The 18,755-nt window shown below is 55.5% G+C and carries 18 protein-coding genes; 6 read left to right on the top strand and 12 right to left on the bottom strand.

Translation table 11 applies throughout. The features are described 5' to 3' along the window. Nucleotides 1–118: 118 nt before the first annotated feature. The 3 genes from K0H63_RS04340 to K0H63_RS04350 form a co-directional block, all read right to left on the bottom strand. The gene (locus K0H63_RS04340) at nt 119–2,998 is read right to left on the bottom strand and encodes a valine--tRNA ligase (protein ID WP_220066891.1); all 2,880 of its coding nucleotides are present in this window, start codon (nt 2,996–2,998) and stop codon (nt 119–121) included. A gap of 15 nt (nt 2,999–3,013) precedes the next feature. Continuing rightward, nucleotides 3,014–3,469: a DNA polymerase III subunit chi gene (locus tag K0H63_RS04345; protein WP_126165928.1), complete on the bottom strand. Its 456-nt coding sequence runs from the start codon at nt 3,467–3,469 to the stop codon at nt 3,014–3,016. Nucleotides 3,470–3,599: 130 nt separating this feature from the next. Continuing rightward, nucleotides 3,600–4,220 carry a TetR/AcrR family transcriptional regulator gene (locus K0H63_RS04350; RefSeq protein WP_220066892.1) on the bottom strand — a complete coding sequence of 207 codons (621 nt, stop codon included), beginning with the start codon at nt 4,218–4,220 and terminating at the stop codon, nt 3,600–3,602. 137 nt (nt 4,221–4,357) lie between these two features. Between K0H63_RS04350 and K0H63_RS04355 the strand changes: the two genes are divergently transcribed. Further along, nucleotides 4,358–5,437, top strand: coding sequence for an MBL fold metallo-hydrolase (locus K0H63_RS04355; RefSeq protein ID WP_220066893.1), 1,080 nt, complete (start codon nt 4,358–4,360; stop codon nt 5,435–5,437). 356 nt (nt 5,438–5,793) lie between these two features. Beyond that, entirely contained in the window at nt 5,794–6,546 is a 753-nt protein-coding gene (locus K0H63_RS04360; protein ID WP_258405473.1) for a gamma-glutamyl-gamma-aminobutyrate hydrolase family protein, read from the top strand. A gap of 76 nt (nt 6,547–6,622) precedes the next feature. On the opposite strand, the gene pepA is transcribed toward K0H63_RS04360, so the two are convergent. Further along, entirely contained in the window at nt 6,623–8,131 is a 1,509-nt protein-coding gene (gene pepA / locus K0H63_RS04365; protein ID WP_220066895.1) for a leucyl aminopeptidase, read from the bottom strand. A 222-nt stretch (nt 8,132–8,353) separates the two neighbouring features. Here pepA and lptF point away from each other — a divergent pair, with 222 nt between their 5' ends. Then, nucleotides 8,354–9,463, top strand: coding sequence for an LPS export ABC transporter permease LptF (lptF, locus tag K0H63_RS04370; RefSeq protein WP_220066896.1), 1,110 nt, complete (start codon nt 8,354–8,356; stop codon nt 9,461–9,463). Beyond that, nucleotides 9,460–10,518: an LPS export ABC transporter permease LptG gene (lptG, locus tag K0H63_RS04375; protein ID WP_220066897.1), complete on the top strand. Its 1,059-nt coding sequence runs from the start codon at nt 9,460–9,462 to the stop codon at nt 10,516–10,518. Before lptF ends, lptG begins: the two co-directional genes overlap by 4 nt. Nucleotides 10,519–10,643: 125 nt before the next feature. Here lptG and K0H63_RS04380 read toward each other — a convergent pair whose 3' ends face one another. From K0H63_RS04380 to K0H63_RS04400, 5 genes are all read right to left on the bottom strand, one after another. Beyond that, nucleotides 10,644–11,156: an RDD family protein gene (locus K0H63_RS04380; protein ID WP_220066898.1), complete on the bottom strand. Its 513-nt coding sequence runs from the start codon at nt 11,154–11,156 to the stop codon at nt 10,644–10,646. 3 nt (nt 11,157–11,159) lie between these two features. Then, nucleotides 11,160–11,411: a DUF2960 domain-containing protein gene (locus K0H63_RS04385; protein ID WP_011758916.1), complete on the bottom strand. Its 252-nt coding sequence runs from the start codon at nt 11,409–11,411 to the stop codon at nt 11,160–11,162. Nucleotides 11,412–11,432: 21 nt separating this feature from the next. Then, complete coding sequence (locus K0H63_RS04390; protein ID WP_011758917.1) at nt 11,433–11,783, bottom strand: DMT family protein; 351 nt, start codon at nt 11,781–11,783, stop codon at nt 11,433–11,435. A gap of 7 nt (nt 11,784–11,790) precedes the next feature. Next, the gene (locus K0H63_RS04395; protein ID WP_220066899.1) at nt 11,791–12,270 is read right to left on the bottom strand and encodes a GNAT family N-acetyltransferase; all 480 of its coding nucleotides are present in this window, start codon (nt 12,268–12,270) and stop codon (nt 11,791–11,793) included. Nucleotides 12,271–12,332: 62 nt separating this feature from the next. Beyond that, on the bottom strand, nt 12,333–13,814 hold the full coding sequence (locus tag K0H63_RS04400; protein WP_220066900.1) for a carboxypeptidase M32: 1,482 nt from the start codon (nt 13,812–13,814) through the stop codon (nt 12,333–12,335). A gap of 153 nt (nt 13,815–13,967) precedes the next feature. Here K0H63_RS04400 and K0H63_RS04405 point away from each other — a divergent pair, with 153 nt between their 5' ends. After that, nucleotides 13,968–14,603, top strand: a complete 636-nt coding sequence (locus K0H63_RS04405) for a YqiJ family protein (protein ID WP_220066901.1) — start codon at nt 13,968–13,970, stop codon at nt 14,601–14,603. Nucleotides 14,604–14,629: 26 nt separating this feature from the next. Then, complete coding sequence (locus K0H63_RS04410; RefSeq protein WP_220066902.1) at nt 14,630–16,387, top strand: flotillin family protein; 1,758 nt, start codon at nt 14,630–14,632, stop codon at nt 16,385–16,387. Between the two features lie 151 nt (nt 16,388–16,538). Here the strand turns inward: K0H63_RS04410 and K0H63_RS04415 are convergent, their stop codons facing one another. From K0H63_RS04415 to K0H63_RS04425, 3 genes are all read right to left on the bottom strand, one after another. Further along, the gene (locus tag K0H63_RS04415) at nt 16,539–17,288 is read right to left on the bottom strand and encodes a transporter substrate-binding domain-containing protein (RefSeq protein WP_220066903.1); all 750 of its coding nucleotides are present in this window, start codon (nt 17,286–17,288) and stop codon (nt 16,539–16,541) included. Nucleotides 17,289–17,329: 41 nt separating this feature from the next. Next, entirely contained in the window at nt 17,330–17,965 is a 636-nt protein-coding gene (locus K0H63_RS04420) for a DUF2913 family protein (protein ID WP_220066904.1), read from the bottom strand. A 64-nt stretch (nt 17,966–18,029) separates the two neighbouring features. Then, on the bottom strand, nt 18,030–18,713 hold the full coding sequence (locus tag K0H63_RS04425; protein WP_434086745.1) for a peroxiredoxin-like family protein: 684 nt from the start codon (nt 18,711–18,713) through the stop codon (nt 18,030–18,032). Between the last annotated feature and the right edge of the window lie 42 nt (nt 18,714–18,755).

Genomic DNA, 18,755 nt, shown 5'->3' on the forward strand with positions numbered 1-18,755 from the left:
TCAAGCGGCGCACTGATAAAGGCGTTTGACCTCAGTAAAAATTAACCAATAAAAAAGCAGCCTGATGGCTGCTTTTTTACTTTTTATCTGTAAGTCAGAGACTTGGCTTTATGCCGTCTCAGGCTTCCAGCTTGGCAAGCTCGGCTTTCTGCTCGGTCAGCTTGTCCATGTCACGCTTGATGTCGGCGGCCTTGGCACGCTCTTTCTCAATCACTTCAGCCGGGGCCTTGGCCACAAAGCCTTGGTTGGACAGCTTGCCTTCGATACGGGCCACTTCGCCAGTCAGCTTCTCCAGCTGCTTGTCGATACGGGCCATCTCGGCGGCAACGTCAATCAGACCCGCCATAGGGATCAGCAGCTCCATTTCACCAATCAGCTGAGTGGTGGCCATGGGGGCGGCTTCGCCTTCGGCGAGAATGGTCATGCTCTCAAGCTTGGCAAGCGTCCCGAAGAAGGCCTGGTTGGCTTCGATGCGGGCCTTGTCTTCATCGCTCACACCGCGCAGCAGGGCAGACAGCGGCTTGCTTGGCGCAATATTGAGCTCGGCGCGGATGTTACGCACGGCCACAATCACCTGCTTAACCCACTCGAGATCGGCCATGGCCTTGGCATCTACCTTGGCGGCATCGAACTCGGGGAAGGACATCAGCATCAGGGTGTCGCCCTCAACACCCGCCAGCGGCTTCACGCGATCCCAGATGGTCTCTGTGATGTACGGCATCATAGGGTGCATCAGGCGCAGCAGCTGCTCAAGTACGGTCACCAGAGTATGACGGGTGCCGCGCTGCTCGGCTTCAGAGCCGTTTTGCAGTACTGGCTTGGTCAGCTCCAGATACCAGTCACAGAACTGGTTCCAGGTGAACTCGTACAGGGTGTTGGCGGCGAGATCAAAGCGATAGGCATTGATGTGCTCGTCGAAGGTCTTGACGGTTTCCTGGAACTTGCCGATGACCCAGCGGTCGGCCAGCGACAGCTTCATTTCGCCACCGCACTTTCCGTTTGGAGAGTTGGGGCCGCAATCCTGCTCTTCGGTGTTCATCAGCACGTAGCGGGAGGCGTTCCACAGCTTGTTACAGAAGCTGCGGTAGCCGTCGAGGCGCTTCATGTCCCAGTTGATGTCACGGCCGGTAGAAGCCATGGCCGCCAGGGTAAAACGCAGCGCGTCGGTGCCGTGTGGCTCGATGCCGTTTTCGAACTCCTTGCGGGTGCTCTTTTCAATCTTGGCGGCAAGCTGTGGCTGCATCATGTTGCCGGTACGCTTCTGAACCAGGGATTCAAGGTCGATACCGTCAATCATATCCAAAGGATCCAGTACGTTACCCTTGGACTTGGACATCTTGTTGCCCTGTTCGTCGCGGATAAGACCGGTTACGTATACCGTCTTGAACGGTACCTGTGGCTTGCCGTCTTCGTCTTTAACGAAGTACATGGTCATCATGATCATCCGGGCAACCCAGAAGAAGATGATGTCAAAACCTGTCACCAGCACGTCGGTGGGGTGGAAGGTCTTGAGCTCTGGGGTTTCTTCCGGCCAGCCAAGCGTGGAGAAGGTCCACAGGGCAGAGGAGAACCAGGTGTCCAGCACGTCGTCGTCCTGACGCAGTTTTACGTCGGCGCCGAGGTTATGGTTCTGGCGCACTTCCTCTTCGCTGCGGCCAACGTACACCTTACCGGCTTCGTCGTACCACGCAGGAATGCGGTGACCCCACCACAGCTGGCGGGAGATACACCAGTCCTGAATGTCGCGCATCCAGGAGAAGTACATGTTTTCGTACTGCTGAGGCACAAACTTGATGTCGCCGTTTTCCACCGCTTCGATGGCTGGCTGAGCAAGCTTTTGTACCGCAACGTACCACTGGTCAGTGAGCAGCGGCTCAATGACGACGCCGGAGCGGTCGCCATAAGGCACCTTGAGGGCGTGTGGCTCGATTTTTTCCAAGAGACCCAGCGTCTCGAACTCGGCGACGATGGCATCACGGGCCTTGAAGCGGTCGAGGCCTGCATAGCGCTCAGGCAGGCTGGCATCCAGCTCGCTGTTGTGGCTACCGTCGGTGTTGAGTACCTCGGCCAGGGCGCGGATGGTGGCATCCTGAGTCAGGATGTTGAACATCGGCAGGCTGTGGCGCTTGCCCACTTCGTAGTCGTTGAAGTCGTGGGCTGGGGTGATTTTCACGCAGCCGGTACCAAAGTCTTTATCCACGTATTCATCGGCGATGATGGGGATGCGGCGGTTCACGATAGGCAGAATGATTTCTTTGCCAATCAGTGACGCATAACGCTCATCTTCGGGGTGAACCGCTACCGCGCTGTCGCCCAGCATGGTTTCAGGACGGGTGGTGGCTACCACCAAGTAGTCTTTGCCATCGGCGGTCAGCTCGGTGCCGGCCAGCGGATAGCGGAAGTGCCACATATGGCCCTGCTTTTCTTTGTTTTCCACTTCCAGATCGGAAATGGCGGTGTGCAGCTTGGGATCCCAGTTTACCAAGCGCTTGCCGCGGTAAATCAGTTTGTCGTCGTACAGGCGCACGAACACTTCCTGCACTGCGTTGGACAGGCCTTCATCCATGGTGAAGCGCTCACGGTCCCAATCCACTGAGGCGCCCATGCGGCGCAGCTGGCTGGTGATGGTGCCGCCGGACTGGGCTTTCCACTCCCACACCTTTTCCATAAAGGCATCGCGGCCAAGGTCATGGCGGCTCTTGCCCTGTTCGGCTTCAAGCTTACGCTCAACCAGCATCTGGGTGGCGATACCGGCGTGGTCGGTACCCACTTGCCACAGGGTGTTTTTGCCCTTCATGCGCTGATAGCGGATGAGGGTATCCATGATGGTGTCCTGGAAGGCGTGACCCATGTGCAGGCTGCCGGTGACGTTCGGCGGCGGGATCATGATGCAGTAGTTGCCCTGGCTTGCATCACCGTGTGGCTTGAAGTAACCCTTTTCTTCCCAAACGCGGTAGAGGGCCTGTTCGATGGACTGTGGATTGTATGTCTTTTCCATGGGGATCAGATTTTCTCAAACTAGATTAAGGGGTTGTGTCGCCAAATCCTGAGTGGATGGCTCGATGCCAAGGCCGCGAAGCTCGCGAAAGCGCAGCCGTGCCAGTGCCTTGGTGGCCTCGTCACCGGCGACAAAGTCGATAAAGTGGCCAAAGTGTACCGCAAAAGGCGGTACTTTTTCTGCAAGATTTATCAGAATGCCGCGGTTTTTTGAGGGCCCGAGGCGATCGTGGCCGATTTCCACCGGCGCGCCCCCCTGAGGTCCTTCGCCCTTGAGGTTGTGGGGCACAAAATCGTTGGGGTCAAACTGCCAAAGTTGCTCGTCTATGGCAAAGCTTTGGGATTCATCGTTGCAGTGAATATAGACCCAGGCGCCGCGGCGGTAATGAAACGCCGCCAGACGGCAGGCCAGCAGCTCGGCAGCATCCCTCATTTGGGACGGCGGAAGTACGTAAAAAAGTGCCTGGGTCATGGTGGGCCTGTGCCTAAACAACCTGTGGGTAAACAATAAGTCCGGATTCTAACTTAGTTGGGCGCCCGACATAAAGCCGGGCGGACAAATTGGCGCGCTTCGCCGACCCGAATGGCGGCCTGACTGATGATTAGCGGCGGCCGCTTAAGTATTTGAACTCGAAAAAGGCGGCGATATCGGCGCCAAGGCGCTCAAGCTCGCCCTTGGGCAGCGGTTCACACAGTTGCATCAGTGACGGCCAAAAACACACGCCCTTAATCATGCCATGCAGCGTCGCTTCCACTTCATTCACATCAAGCTTGGGCAGAACGCCGGACTTGATGCCTTCAGACAGCCAGCGGCGCAGCGCCGATTCGTGGGTGACCCGGCTCTCAAGCTCACATTTGAGCGCACCGGGATGAAACATAAAGTGGCCAATGGCGACCCGCACCAGCTCGAGATAATCCGGGTTGGTCATGATGGCGATTTCGGCGTTAAGGACTTCAAGCAGCTGCGGATGCAGGGGTTGGTCTTTGGCAAAACGCACCTTGATATCGGCATTGGCGGATTGCCACAGCTCGGCAACCAGCTCCAGCACCAGCGCCTCTTTACTGGCGAAGTGGTTATACACGGTGCGCTTGGAAACCTCAGCCACCCGCGCCAGCTCATCCATGCTGGTCCCCTGCACGCCCTGGGTCTGAAATAACTCCTTGGCGGCGAGCATTATGGCTTCGCGTTTGATTTCACTGCGATTTCGTTTTGGTGTTTGCACCTTGTCGTGTCCACTCGAGATATCAGATGGCTGAATTTTACACTGAGCAGTTTACTTTTCCAAATTCATAAGTAAACTGCACAGTGTAGTTTACTTATTCGTGCCCAGTGTCGTCTACCCAGTCAGGAGTGTGCAGCATGTCCCAGCAAGCCGGTGAAGCCTCGAAAATCAAAGGCCGTTTTCGCAATAGCCATAAGGTCTATGGTGCAGGTCTTGGGGATTTGGTCGGTATCATCAAGGCATACCTGGGGGCCAAACGCACTGCCCCCAGTCCGAAAAGCGCTGTACCACTGGAACCCATCACCCAGGCCGAACTTGCCCGGCCCCAGGCACGCTTATATCGACTGGGTCATTCCACCGTGCTGATGTACCTCGATGGCAAATGGCTGCTGACCGACCCTGTATTCAGTGAGCGCGCCTCTCCGTTTCAGTGGGTTGGCCCCAAGCGCTTTCACCCCAGTCCCATAGCCATTGAGGCGTTGCCGGACATCGATGGGGTGATTTTAAGTCACGATCATTACGATCACCTGGACAGCGCCGCCATCAAGGCGCTCGCAGGGCGGGTAAAACACTTTTATATGCCACTGGGGGTGGGTAAACGCCTTATCCGCCTCGGCATTGATAAGGCCAGGATAACTGAACTGGATTGGTGGCAGTCGGCACAACTTGGCACTATAGAGCTGACCGCGACCCCGGCGCAGCACTTCTCCGGCCGTGGACTGTTTGACAGAGATTCAACCCTGTGGGCCGGTTGGGCCATGCGCGGTAAGCAGGCGCGGGTGTTTTTCAGCGGTGACTCGGGCTATTTCCCGGGCTTTGCCGAAATCGGTGAGCGCCTTGGCCCCTTCGATATGACCCTGATGGAAACCGGCGCCTACAACGAGCTATGGCGTGATATTCACATGATGCCGGAAGAGAGTTTGCAGGCGCATCTGGATGTAAAAGGGCAGGTGATGGTGCCCATCCATAACGGCACCTTTGATTTGGCGCTGCACGACTGGTACGAACCGCTTGAGCAAATTCGGGCGCTGGCATGGGATCGGTCGGTGAAGATTGCCACCCCGATTTTTGGTGAGGCCCTGAGTTTAACCCTGCCGGGAAGCGGCAGTGATTGGTGGGCACAGGACTCGGCTATTGCGGTGGGTGCGGATGCCCGTGAAAAGGCAAGAGTCCCGGACGCTGCTGGCAGCAATCTGGCCGGCGTTGCCGAAAGCTGACAATGGCTTTGCCAAGTCATTGATGCTTCGCAATTGGCCGCTTCTGCTTGCCCGGTTATTTCGGGCATCTTTCTGTCTATACCGTTTGCTGTTGTAAATAATAAGTTTTCATCTGTTTGACATATTGAACGCCTTTGGGCATGCTGGTGCTGTGATTGCCGTCCTGAAAAGGACGTAGCAGGTACGGGTTTTGGGCATGTCCTGAGCCGTTTAAACCAACGCATCATCCTGATAAGCGTATGGTTTTAACCATGCCAGGCTATGCCCAAAGCGCGAACTCAACGCGTTTGAAAATCAGGTGATCTATGCCCTTACAACAAGAATCAGCAAGACAAGAACGAAAACCGGTCATTTTAATGTCCATGGGTCAGCAAGACAGAAATGGCCACGCCTATCAGGTCATGACCCACAAATATATGCAGCCTGTGGTAGACATTTCCGACTGTATTCCGCTACTTATCCCTACCTGCTTTGGTGTGGCAGATATTGAACAATATCTGGACATGGCAGACGGCGTTTACCTTTCCGGTGCCGCCTCCAATATCGATCCCAACCTCTATGGTCAGGAAAATCTCACGCCCGAAAAAAAGCAGGATTTGGCACGGGATCTGGTGGATATTGAGCTTATCAAGGGCGCCGTTAAACGGGGCTTGCCGATACTGGGTATTTGCCGTGGCATGCAAGAGATGAATATCGCCTTTGGCGGCGATCTGTATCAGACGGTGCATGATGAGGACCATCTGAACGATCACCGTGAAGATCCGGACACACCGCCCGAGGTGCAGTATGGTGCCAGTCACAGCATCAGCATGGTGAAGGGCTCCTGGCTGCATAAGCTGCTTGGGGACACCATAGAAGTGAACTCGCTCCACGGTCAGGGCATTAAAACCCTGGGTAAGGGATTGGAAGCGCTGGCGGTTGCCGAAGATGGATTGGTGGAGGCGCTGCACGCTCCCTATCTGCCGCAGTTCACCCTTGGGGTGCAGTGGCATCCTGAGTGGAAGGCCCTTGAAAACCCTGACTCCATTAAGATTTTCAAGGCCTTTGGTGAAGCTTGCCGTCGCCGCGCCACCAGTGCCCAGGACCTGCGCATCGACAAGGCGTCCTGAGACCAGCGGATTACAAGCAACAAAAAAGCGAAGCCGGGGCTTCGCTTTTTTTATGTGCTTAAAACAGCTATTTGGCTTATTCGCCCTGTTCTACACCGGCGCGGTTTATCAGGAACTGGGTCAACAGAGGAACCGGACGACCGGTAGAGCCCTTGTTGGCACCGCTGTTCCAGGCGGTACCTGCTACGTCCAGGTGTGCCCAGTTGTATTTCTTGGCAAAGCGCGACAGGAAACAGGCTGCGGTGATGGAGCCCGCCGGACGACCACCGAGGTTGGTCATGTCGGCAAAAGGACTGTCCAGCATGTCCTGATACTCATCCCACAGTGGCATGCGCCAGGCGCGGTCACCACTTTGTTCACCGGCGCTCAGCAGTTCGTGTGCCAGCGGGTTGTGGGAAGAGAAGAGGCCTGAGGCGTGCTTGCCCAGCGCAATCACACAGGCACCGGTCAGGGTGGCGGTGTCGACTACCAGCTCAGGGTCGAAACGCTCAACGTAAGTCAGCACGTCGCAAAGCACCAGTCGGCCTTCGGCGTCGGTGTTCAGCACTTCCACGGTTTGACCGCTCATGGTGGTGAGGATGTCACCGGGACGGTAAGCATTGCCGGAAGGCATGTTTTCACAGCCAGCCAGAATACCCACTACGTTCAGCGGCAGCTTCATTTCACAGATGGCCTTCATGGTGCCGATAACACCGGCGGCGCCACCCATGTCGTATTTCATCTCATCCATGGCTTCGCCCGGCTTGAGAGAGATACCGCCCGAGTCGAAGGTCAGGCCCTTACCAACCAGCACGATAGGCTTGGCGGTGCTGTCCACGGCACCCTTGTACTCCATCACAGTCATGATGGACTCATTGGCACTGCCACGGCCCACGGCGAGGTAAGAGTTCATGCCCAGTTTGGCCATTTGCTCTTCACCCACGGTAGTCACCTGCAGGTTTTCGTGTATTTCAGCCAGTTGACGCGCCTGAGAGGCGAGGTAAGCCGGATTACAGATGTTAGGTGGCATGTTGGCCACGTCGCGGCACAGGTGCATACCCGAGGCCACGGCTACACCGTGCTCAATGGCACGCTCGCCCACGGTGAGTTCACGGCGGGTAGGCACATTGAACACCAGCTTGCGCAGTGGACGACGGGTCTCGCCCTTGCGGCTTTTCAGGGTATCGAAGCTGTAGAGACTGTTTTGGGTGGTTTCTACGGCCTGACGCACTTTCCAATAGGTATCGCGACCTTTAACGTGCAGTTCGGTGAGGAAGCATACGGCTTCCATGGAACCTGTTTCGTTAAGGGTGTTGATGGTCTTGGCGATGATTTGCTTGTATTGACGCTCGTCCAGCTCGCGCTCTTTACCACAACCTACCAAGAGAACGCGCTCGCTGAGCACATTGGGCACGTGGTGCAAAAGCAGCATCTGGCCTGGCTTGCCTTCCAGATCACCACGACGCAACAGATTGCTGATATAACCTTCGCTGATCTTGTCCAGTTGCTCTGCGATGCCGGACAAACGGCGGGGTTCGTATACACCCACAACAATGCACGCTGAGCGTTGTTTTTCCGGGCTGCCGCTCTTTACGCTAAACTCCATGAGCACTCCTAGATTCTTAAAGACAAATTTTTATATTTATTGGATAATGCCTGCTTGTGCCCGAAATCGGGCCTAAGTTTCTGCGCCAAGGCCTGTTACTCAGCGCTTAATGCCGTGGCGCCTTGTGATGGTGTTGGTCAGAAAACTATCAAAAGTAGACAGTTTACATGAATGTTAGGCTGATACCAGCAAAATGATAAGTTTTGATACCGGATCCTGCCTGTGATTGTATTTAGATATCTTTTCAAAGAAGTTTTCAAGGCACAAATCGCGGTACTTTTGGTGCTGTTGACTGTTTTTATCAGCCAGCATTTTGTCCGTGTACTTGCCGACGCGTCGGACGGTGAGTTTCCTGCCTCTTTAGTCGTTACCTTGCTTGGGTTGAATCTACCCTATCTTGCCGTGCTCGTGCTGCCCCTGAGCTTGTTTCTGGGCATTTTGATGGCCCATGGGCGCATGTACGCCGAAAGTGAAATGGTGGTGTTCCACGGGGTTGGGGTGAGTGAATGGTATGTCACCCGGGTAACCCTGCTGCTGGCCGTGCTCAATATGCTGTTTACCGGCTATTTATCCCTGTTTGTGACACCCTGGGCGGAAGAGCGCCAAAATCAGGTGCTGGAAAAAGCCCAGTCTGAGGCCGGTCTGGCTGCCCTGGTGCAGGGCCGTTTTCAAACCAGTCCCGATGGTCGCGCTGTACTCTTTGTGGAGAAAATCGGTAAAGACAACGAGCTGGAAAAGGTGTTCGTGGCCCAATTGCCCGATCCCGACGATGAACATGGCCAGATTAATCTGGTGTCTGCCGCCGGAGGCAAGGTGGTGGAAGATGCCACCGGCGCACAGCAGCTTAAGTTGAACGACGGGGTGCGCTATCAGGGTTCGCCCAAGAGCCTGGATTATCAGGTGCTTGAGTTTGGCGGCTATGGTATGCAAATCAAGGAGCAGGAGGTCGACGAGCGCAGGCGCAAGATGTCAGCATTGCCCCTTAACCAGTTGCTCGACCAGAATACCCCCGAAGCCGTGGCCGAGCTGCACTGGCGTATTGCAATTCCTCTGGCTATCCCTCTGATGACCCTGATTGCCGTACCCATGGCAAGGGTCAATGTGCGTCAGGGCAAGTTTGCCAAGATGCTGCCGGCAATCCTCTTGTATTTGGGTTACTTCGGCCTGATGGTGGCCGGGCGCAAGGCGCTGGAAGATGAAGTGGTTCCTGCGTTTCTGGGCATGTGGTGGATACACCTGTCGGCCCTCGTGATGGGCATGATGCTGCTGGGTAAAGAGCGGCCTTTGGGGGCCCGTCTCAGTGGTCGCTTCAAGCGGAGGGCCGCAGCATGAGTATCCTGGACTGGTATATTGCCCGGGTGCTTATCAGTACCTCGTCCCTGTGTTTGCTGGTGCTGACTGGCTTGTCCGGCATTATCAAGTGGGTGGATCAGTTGCGTCTGGTGGGCCGTGGCAGCTACACCATGATGGATGCCGGTGTGTATGTGCTGTTTCTTATCCCCCGTGATATCGAGATGTTTTTCCCCATGGCGGTGCTGCTGGGGGCTCTGATTGGCCTGGGTATGATGGCCGCCAACTCCGAGTTGGTGGTGATGCAGGCCTCGGGTCAGTCACGACTGCAAATTACCCTGTCGGCCATGAAAACCGCGATACCTCTGATGCTGCTGGTGATGGCACTCGGCGAGTGGGTTGCGCCCGCCGCAGAGCAGCGCGCCAACGAGCTCAAGGCCACCATGATTTCCGGCGGCAGCCTGATTAAGTCCCATCGCGGGATTTGGGCCAAAGATGGCGACCTCTTTGTGAACATAGGCGAAGTGACGGACATCAATACCCTGGGCAACATCACCCTGTACGAGTTTGATCAGCAAGAGCGCCTCAACCATGTGGTCAATGCGCGCCGGGCCACCTTCGATGGCAAGGCCTGGCAGATGCAGGGGGTGAGTAAAACCCATATCACCGAAGACGCCATCGTCAGGGAGGAAGTCGACAGCGAGATTTGGCAGTCGAGCCTGACACCGGACAAACTCAGCGTGGTGTCGGTGAAACCCGAATCCCTGTCTATCCAGGGGCTGATGGGCTATTTGGATTATCTGCGCATTAACAGCCAGGACCCCAGCCGTTACGAGTTGGCATTGTGGCGTAAGCTGATGCAACCGGTGACTGTGGCCGTGATGATGCTGGTGGCCCTGTCCTTCGTTTTTGGTCCGCTTCGCAGCGTGACCATGGGCGCCAGGGTACTGCTGGGTGTGGTGGCCGGTTTCAGCTTTTATATCTGCAATGAAATCTTCGGTCCCATGACCATGGTTTACCAGCTGCCGGCCTTTATCGGGGCAGGTGCGCCAGCGCTCTTATTCGCCGGTGCGGCTGTGTTCTATATCCGTCGCTGATACGTAACGGCATGAAGGCTGATTAACACAAATAACAAGGGCACCCTGGGGTGCCCTTGTTATTTGGCTGCTGTTTTACGCCTTCATGTGGCGTGCGTGTGCAGCCCATGTCACCCGTAAAAGGGTTACTGCATACCGTGCCAGTTTTTCATCTGGTTGGCTTCCACCGACAGTACCACCACTTCGGAGCGGGTCATCTTATCCTGCAGCGCCAGCTTGTCGGGATTGATAAGGATAAAAAGATTCCCTAAACCGAACAGTGACCATACCAGACGGGCGGCAGCGGCGATAAAACTCAAGTTTTGGCCATTGGGGTGCTGCACCTTTAAACGCCAGGCGCGCATGCCCAGGGTTTGGCCGCCGCGGCTCCAAAACACCACATAAAACATCGCCACACACAGCAGTATCCAGGCAAAGTTTAAATTGCGATACAGGGAGTTGGCATTCATCACATCGATGACGTGCTCGTGACCGCCGCGGTCAATCAGGCCCACATTCACCAGCACGGCAAAGAGGGCAAAGCTGACGACACCGGCGAGGATCCACACCGCGGCTGCTAGCATAAGGTCGTACACCATGGCCCCGAGGCGGCGGAAAAAACCGGCGCGGGGAAAATTGGCATGTTCTTGATTTATCATAATTCAGACCTGTTCATCGTCCCGCAACATGCGAATGTCTTTAAAACCCATGCGGGCAAATTCGTTCAAACGGTAGCTTTTGAGGGCGCCCTTGCCTTTGGCCGTCATGGCAACCTGTTGTTCCATGGCCAGAAAGCGGGTGAGGTCCACCCCTTCGGCGGCGGCTGCGGCCTCGTACATATCGTGGTACTTGTCGTAGGCAAAGTTAATCACTTTTGCCTGGCCTTTATAGGTGTATGCAACCTGACGTGCCATGGTAAAACCCTTTCGTTGTTTTTAGCTGAATTCGCTGCGGAAAATAAAATACACAGCCCCGAGGATGCACAGGCCTGCCCAGAGGTAGTCGAGTTTCAATGGCTCTTTGAGATAGAAATAGGCAAAGGGCACAAACAGACTCAGTGTAATCACTTCCTGTAAAATTTTAAGCTGGCCCACGTTCATTACCGTGTAGCCAATGCGATTGGCCGGTACCTGCAAGAGGTACTCGAACAGGGCGATGCCCCAGCTGACCAGTGCCGCGATTATCCATGGTTTATGGTTGAGCGACTTGAGATGTCCATACCAGGCGAATGTCATAAAGATATTCGACAGGCAGAGCAGGGCAACCGTGGTCAGTGCTGGGTGCATTATTGCCTCACAGGGGCAGTATCATATAGCTGGCATCGTCACTGTAGCTGCCAAGGCATTTGAGGCTTTGGCTGTCGGCAAAGCCCTGACGGCGCCAGTAGCTGTCGGCGCCCTGAACCGCCACAAGAGACAGAGAGTTCAGTGACCAGCGCTCGGCCAGCTGCTTGAGTTTGGACAGTGCCTTGCCACCGGCACCCAGGCCCTGGGCGCGGGCAGAAATTGCCATATCGTGCAGATACAGGGTATTGGGTGTGGGCAGCTCGGTCAGGGCGTGATACAGGGGAGGCGGTGTGGTTTCCACCCAAGGGTGTGCCAAACAATAGCCCAGCACCTGGCCGTCTTTTTCCATCACAAAACAAGAGTCTGGCGAGACTTCCCATTTGCTTTTAAGCACGTGTAACGGCTCTGGATCCACTGCGTTGTAGCATTCGTCCTGAATGTTGAGAATTGCCGGCCAATCGTTGGCCTGAATCGCCCTGAGTTGCATGGTACGCCCTTTGTTTACTGCCTGTTCAAATCACAAAGGGCGCAATTATACCCGAGACTGGGTTATTCGCCCAGATAGCGCTGACGCAGGTGCTGCTCCAGATAGCGGAAGTTGAGTGCTTCGCCGGTGGCGGCCTTGATGAGGTTGTCGGTATCCATGAGTGAACCCTGTGACCAGATATGCTGCTCAAGCCAGGCAAAAATCTCTCCAAGGCGCCCCTGGCCTATGGCGGGCTCCAGTGGTCCCAGTGTTTTTTCCATGGCAAAGCGCAGCTGAGCGGCGTACATGGCACCCAGGGTATAGCTTGGGAAGTACCCCAGTTCACCCAGAGTCCAATGGATGTCCTGCATGCAGCCGTTTAGATAATTGCCATCAGTGTTAATCCCCAGCAGCTCCTGCATGCCCGCAGACCAGAAGTCCGGCAAGTCGGCCACGGCCAGAGAGCCATCCATCAATGCCTTTTCGGCATCGAATCGCAGCAGAATATGGCATGGGTAGGTGACCTCATCGGCATCGACCCGGATGAGGCCCGGCTTAACCCGGGTATAGAGGTTGACCAGGGCATCGGCGCTGAAATTGCGTCCCAGATGACGGTTGATGATGGGGGTGATGAGCTCGATAAAGGGTTTGCTGGCACCCAGCTGCATTTCAAAAAACAGACTCTGGCTTTCATGGATACCCATTGAGCGCGCAAGCCCGGCCGGTTGGCCCCGAAGCGCCAATGGCAGGCCCTGCTCATAGCGGGCATGGCCGGTTTCGTGGATGATACCAAGCAGGGCGCCGGTAAAGTCATCGTCCCGGTAGCGGGTGGTGAGGCGTACATCCCCCGGCACGCCGCCGCAGAAGGGATGACTGGATACATCCAGACGCCCCTGATTGAAATCAAACCCCAGCAGCGCCATGAGTTCACGGCCTATCTTCTCCTGGGCGCCTATGTCGAAAGGCCCTTCAAGCTGGATAACAGGCTCGCCGGCCTGTTTATCGAGGATCTGCTGGATAAGGCCGGGAAGCGTGCTGCGAAGCCCGGCAAAGGTGGTTTCAAGGGTGGCGGCTCTCATGCCGGGTTCAAACTTATCCAGCAGGGTATCGTAGGGAGAAAGCCCTGTGACTGCCGCCCGGTGGCCAGCTTCTTCCCGTACCAGTGCCATCACGTTTTCGAGGTTGGGTTTAAAGCCAGACCAGTCATTGTGTTTACGCTGCTCACGCCAGGCGTTTTCACACTGATAGGCGGCCTTGGTCTTGGCTTCGACCAGCGCCTGGGGTACTGCGATGGCCTGCTGGCACTGGTACTTCATCTCCCGCAGGTTGGCCTGCTCCTTGGCTGTAAGGGGCTCTGACTCGGCGTTATCGATTTCGTCCAGCAACCAAGGCGCGGTGCGCAGCCCATGGATATGGCCTGCCAGCGTTGCCATGGCATCGCTGCGGCCTTCGCTGCCGCCCATGGGCATCATGGTGGCCTGATCCCAGTCGCCCAGGGCACTGAAGTGTTCAAAATGGGAGATCTGGGCAAAATGGCCCTTGAGCTTGAGGTAACTTGTCGTCATGGGATCGAGTGCTTAATGGGTTTGCGCCTATCTTAGCGGATAAGCCCCGAAAGCGGGTAAAAATGCTTGGCAAAGACTCACGCTTTGATATGCTCGGATTTCTTGCACCAAAAGTCGCAGCCACGGAATAGCATTCTGTACAAGGAGTTGATAATGCTTGGCTTTTTATTTGCTGATGCAAACTTTCCATTCAGTATCGTATTAACTGTCATTCTGCTGCTCGGGATAATCGAAGCCCTGGCACTGGTCACTGGCCTGAGCCTGATGGGGCTGCTCAAAGACTGGGATCTGGCCGATGTCGATATGGACGCAGATATCGCAGGCGGTGGCCTCACCGGTTTGATTGGCTGGCTGTGTCTGAATCGCTTGCCCCTGCTGATTTGGCTGGTGCTGGCCATGACCTGCTTTGTGATTGCCGGCTACAGCGTCAATTTCCTCTTTATCAGCTTACTCGGTCAGCCGCTGGTGCAATGGATGTCTGTGCCTTTGGCCATTGCGGGCGCCGCGCTGGGTTGTCGTTTCCTCGGTGCGCCGCTGGCCGACATGCTGCCCAAAAATGAAAGCAGTGCCCTGTCCATTGATGAACTCAGTGGCTGCGTGGCAACCATTACCCTTGGCCGCGCGGTAAAGGGCAACCCGTCAGAGGCGCTGGTAAAAGACCAGTTTCAACAAAAACACTATGTGTTGGTTGAGCCCGAAGTGGCCGGGGATGAATTTATTCAGGGCACTCAGGTAGTGCTTATTCGCAGGGTGGGCCGGGTGTGGTCCGCCAGTCAATTTACTCAATAAACTGTTGTAGATAACAAGGAAGCTAGATGGACAACTCACAAATTTTTACCGACAGCGGCACCTTTATGCTGATGATAGCAGGTGTGGCGGTATTGGGACTTTTGGTAATCGGGCTTATCTTCGCCAAGCTCTATCGCCGTGCCACCAAAGAAACCGCCTTCGTGCGAACCGGTTTTGGCGGTGAGAAGGTGGTTAAGGATGGCGGCGCCATCGTACTGCCGGTGCTGCACGAAACTATCCATGTGAATATGAATACTCTGCGCATTGAAGTGGAAAAGACCCAGAAAGATGCGCTTATCACCAAAGATCGCATGCGGGTGGACGTGAAAGCCGACTTCTACCTGCGGGTTGCCCCCCACGCCGAGGGCATTTCCATGGCGGCTCAGACTCTGGGTACCCGTACCACCCGGGTGGAAGAGCTGAAAAAGCTGATGGAATCCAAATTTGTTGACGTGCTGCGTGCCGTGGCCGCCGAGATGACCATGACAGAGATGCACGAACAGCGCGCCGATTTTGTGCAGCGGGTGCAAAACAACGTGGCCAATGACCTTGAGAAAAACGGTTTGGAGCTGGAGTCAGTTTCCCTGACCGGCTTTGACCAGACCGAGCTTGATTTCTTCAATGAAAATAACGCGTTCGACGCTGAAGGTCGTGCGCGTCTGGCCAAAATCATCGAAGAGAAGCGTAAAGAGACCAACGATATTCAGCAGGAAAACCGCATCAAGATTGAGATGCGTAACCTCGAAGCCGAAAAAGAGTCGCTGGAAATCAAAAAGGCCGAAGAAGAGGCCAAGCTGGTGCAGCAGCAGGCGCTGGAATTCAAGCGTGCCGAGCAGAAGGCGGAAATCATCAAGCAGCGGGAGCAGAAGTCCCGTGAAGAGCGTGAAGCGGAAATCGCCAAAGAGCGCGCGGTAGAAGCGGCCGAGATTGAAAAGACCCGGGAAATCGAAACCCGCGAAATCGAAAAGCGCAAAACCATCGAGCAGGCCCGTATTCAGCAGCAGCGTGACATCGAAGTGTCCGAGCAGGAAAAGCAAATTGCCGTTGCCGCCAAGTCGGAAGAAGAGTCCGCCGCCCGAGCCCGCGCCGCCGAGGCTGAAAAACTGAAAGTAGAGAAAGAAGAAGCGGTTATCACTGTGCGTCAGGTGGCCGAGGCCAACCGTCGCAAAGAGATTGAAGTGATTGACGCCCGTAAAGAAGCCGAGCGTGAGGCTGTGGGCGTGACGGTCCAGGCCGAAGCAGAGAAGCGTGCTGCAGAAGACCGCTCATCCGCCATCCTCACCGAAGCCCGTGCCAATGCCGATGCCAAGAAGCTCAAGGCAGAGGCCGATGAGAAGGTGTACGCGGTGGAAGCGGCCGGTAAGCAGGCGCTGTACGAGGCCGAAAACGTGCTCCGTGACGAACAGATCGAGCTGCAAAAGTCCCTCGCCATTCTGCGCGCCCTGCCGGAGATTGTGGCCAATGCGGTTAAACCGCTGGAAAACATTGAAGGCATTAAGATTTTGCAGGGGTATGGTGCAAACGGTGCCACACTGGCTAACGGCGAAGGCGCTGCCAATGGTGGTATTGCCGAGCAGGTGACCCAGGCGGCGCTCAACTACCGCGCCAATGCCCCGGTGGTGGATGCCATGCTACGTGAGCTGGGCTTGGTGGATAAGGCACACGGTGGTCTGAATGACCTCCTTAACGGCAACAATGCCCTGACCACCCAGGCGATGCAGGTGGTGGAGCAGGCCAATGTGAAACTGAACGGTTATAGCCTTGGGGAGCCGAAGGCCGACTGACAGGCTCGCTGAAGTGCCAATAAAAAAGCGCCAGTGGGCGCTTTTTTTATTGGCTACGTTTTCAATATGGGCTGGTTTTCATAGCCCTTTTTCAGGAAAACCCGGCAGTGAGGCTGGGACATGCACTACCGGGACTCACTGGGACTCACCATCACGGGGTGGCTTCAATGGAGTGGGTGTACTTGTCTATCAGAGCATCTATGGTGCCGTCGGCCTTTAAGGTGGCGATGGCGCTGTTGATGGCCGGCAGCAAGGCGGCGCGCTCCTTGCGTAATCGGAATACCAAATCCCCCGACGAGTGCTTGGCGGCGAGGGCAATGGGCAAATTCAGCTTGGATGACCAATAAAGGGCTGTGTAATCGCCGCTGATGGCGGCACCTATCCGCTGTCGATGCAGGGCTTTAATCAGCTCTTGTTCTGACTTGAAATCGGCACGGATGAACTCATGGTCATCATGGTACAGATACCCCATTACGGTTCCGATTTCTTTGCCCTTGATACTGCTGATGTCAGCCCATCTGTCCTGATTTTGTGGCAGGGTGATGATGTGTTCGGTGATTTGCATTATGGGCTCGGATTTCACAAACAGGGGACCAAAATCCCCGTGTTCAAACCAGCTGGGGCTGACGATGTCAAAATCCAGGGTACCTTTTTCCAGCGCCTGGTTGGTGCGATTGGGGGGCAAGGGCACGTTCTGCCCCTTTACACCAGCGCGCTCCAACAGCAGCGGCAGCAACTCAGACATGAGTCCCGGCGCCTGTGGACTGTCGGGGATGTAATAGGGGTACCAACTGCTGGACCCCGTGATGCAATACTTGAGAGTGGGAGGATTGGGCGTGTTATCTGCCACGGCTACCATTGAAAACAATATCAGAGCATAGAAGGCAACACGTAGCATCATCGGGGCTCCATCTGTGGGTTCCCACTCACTGTACGCTTTTGTTAATGAAATGTCAGCAGCGCCAAAGAGGGCAGCTGGTTTTTGGGAAACAATCCATAGCGCTTGTGATGTTTGATAAGTGACGATTTTTTATCGCCTTGTGTCAGCATGAGCCCGTGACTGAATGCAAGGTTGGCAAGATACTTTTCGTCAGCGCGAACAAACAGGCTGATGGGCTTGATGAGCTCGCCATTCTGAATGTGCTGCTGATATTCGTCGGCGCACACAATGATAGACGATTGGCCATCGGCATCCAGCTTGAGTTTGGTTTTGATGGGCGTATCTGTGTAGACAATGACCTCCTGCTGCCGGGCTTCGTCCAGCATGGCAGCGAGGGCACTGCCGAGTCCGCTGGTGTGTTCTGCCAGCGTGGAATACTGATGACGTATGGTCTGCAGTAATCGCTTGAGCTGTGCCGATGCCCCCATACTGCGCCCCTGCCGTACCCAGAGGGTAAGCTCTCCGGCAATGGCTTTATCAAAGCTTTTGTCTTTTAACGCCTGTGCCATCCAGCTACAGAGGAAGTGGCTTTGCTGCGCTTCGGTGGCGTGGGCGGCCCCGGCATGGGATGAATCCAGAGCGTTCAGGGCGGCGGTGGCCATGGCCAGCAGGGAAGCGTTGTAATTCGGCGTCGACATAAGCATATCCATCATTGAAAGGCCGCTTATTGTAAGGACGCCGAATTGGCACTGTAAAGCGGCTTTATCCCTGCTGGCGGGCAAGCTCTGCCGCTGTCAGGATAAGCTTGGGGGCAGGCCTGACCCGAAAGTTGGGATTCACATACTGGAAGTGAACAAGGCCCTGGGTATCTGTGATGTACACAGCGGGAACCGGCAACACCAAACGCTCATCGCCTTCAGGGGTTTTGAACAGCGGGTTTTCAAGCTTCATGCGGCTCAGGTAGGTTTGGGTGGTTTTTTCACTGGTGAAAAACGCCAGGCCAAAGGCTCTGGCCGCGTCCATATTGGCATCGGACAACAGCAAATAGTCGAGCTTACGCTCTCCCGCTGCTTCAGCGAGTTTTGCGGGGCTGTCCGGGCTTATCCCCACCAGTTGATAGCCAAGCTCAATGAGCTTGGGCTCGATTTCTTTGAGCTGCCCCAATTGGTTATTACAAAAGGGGCACCATCCGCCACGGTAGAAAAAGAATACTGTGGGCTTTTGTGCGCTCAGCGCCTTGAGGCTGACCGATTTGCCCTTACTGTCGAAGAGCTGGATATCGGGAATGGTTTCGCCATTCAGCAGCGGTGCAACTGACACTTCGTCGGCGGCAATGGGGTTTGCCATGGTGGGCTGGATAAGCCCAACAGACAGAAGACATGTGAGCAAACTCAGTGTAAGCCGGCTAGATAATAGGTGACGTAACAATGCGCGTATGGATTTCATGACAGTCTCTTGGCAACTAAAGGTATGTTCAAAGACCGGCGA

Origin of the sequence: Shewanella zhangzhouensis, assembly GCF_019457615.1 — a bacterium.
In the GTDB taxonomy this organism is placed as follows: Bacteria; Pseudomonadota; Gammaproteobacteria; order Enterobacterales; family Shewanellaceae; genus Shewanella; species Shewanella zhangzhouensis.

Coding starts and splice junctions, on each gene's coding strand:
- K0H63_RS04340 (WP_220066891.1), bottom strand. CDS start 2,998: ATGGAAAAGACATACAATCCACAGTCCATCGAACAGGCCCTCTACCGC.
- K0H63_RS04345 (WP_126165928.1), bottom strand. CDS start 3,469: ATGACCCAGGCACTTTTTTACGTACTTCCGCCGTCCCAAATGAGGGAT.
- K0H63_RS04355 (WP_220066893.1), top strand. CDS start 4,358: ATGTCCCAGCAAGCCGGTGAAGCCTCGAAAATCAAAGGCCGTTTTCGC.
- K0H63_RS04360 (WP_258405473.1), top strand. CDS start 5,794: ATGTCCATGGGTCAGCAAGACAGAAATGGCCACGCCTATCAGGTCATG.
- pepA (WP_220066895.1), bottom strand. CDS start 8,131: ATGGAGTTTAGCGTAAAGAGCGGCAGCCCGGAAAAACAACGCTCAGCG.
- lptG (WP_220066897.1), top strand. CDS start 9,460: ATGAGTATCCTGGACTGGTATATTGCCCGGGTGCTTATCAGTACCTCG.
- K0H63_RS04380 (WP_220066898.1), bottom strand. CDS start 11,156: ATGATAAATCAAGAACATGCCAATTTTCCCCGCGCCGGTTTTTTCCGC.
- K0H63_RS04385 (WP_011758916.1), bottom strand. CDS start 11,411: ATGGCACGTCAGGTTGCATACACCTATAAAGGCCAGGCAAAAGTGATT.
- K0H63_RS04390 (WP_011758917.1), bottom strand. CDS start 11,783: ATGCACCCAGCACTGACCACGGTTGCCCTGCTCTGCCTGTCGAATATC.
- K0H63_RS04395 (WP_220066899.1), bottom strand. CDS start 12,270: ATGCAACTCAGGGCGATTCAGGCCAACGATTGGCCGGCAATTCTCAAC.
- K0H63_RS04400 (WP_220066900.1), bottom strand. CDS start 13,814: ATGACGACAAGTTACCTCAAGCTCAAGGGCCATTTTGCCCAGATCTCC.
- K0H63_RS04405 (WP_220066901.1), top strand. CDS start 13,968: ATGCTTGGCTTTTTATTTGCTGATGCAAACTTTCCATTCAGTATCGTA.
- K0H63_RS04410 (WP_220066902.1), top strand. CDS start 14,630: ATGGACAACTCACAAATTTTTACCGACAGCGGCACCTTTATGCTGATG.
- K0H63_RS04415 (WP_220066903.1), bottom strand. CDS start 17,288: ATGATGCTACGTGTTGCCTTCTATGCTCTGATATTGTTTTCAATGGTA.
- K0H63_RS04420 (WP_220066904.1), bottom strand. CDS start 17,965: ATGTCGACGCCGAATTACAACGCTTCCCTGCTGGCCATGGCCACCGCC.
- K0H63_RS04425 (WP_434086745.1), bottom strand. CDS start 18,713: ATGAAATCCATACGCGCATTGTTACGTCACCTATTATCTAGCCGGCTT.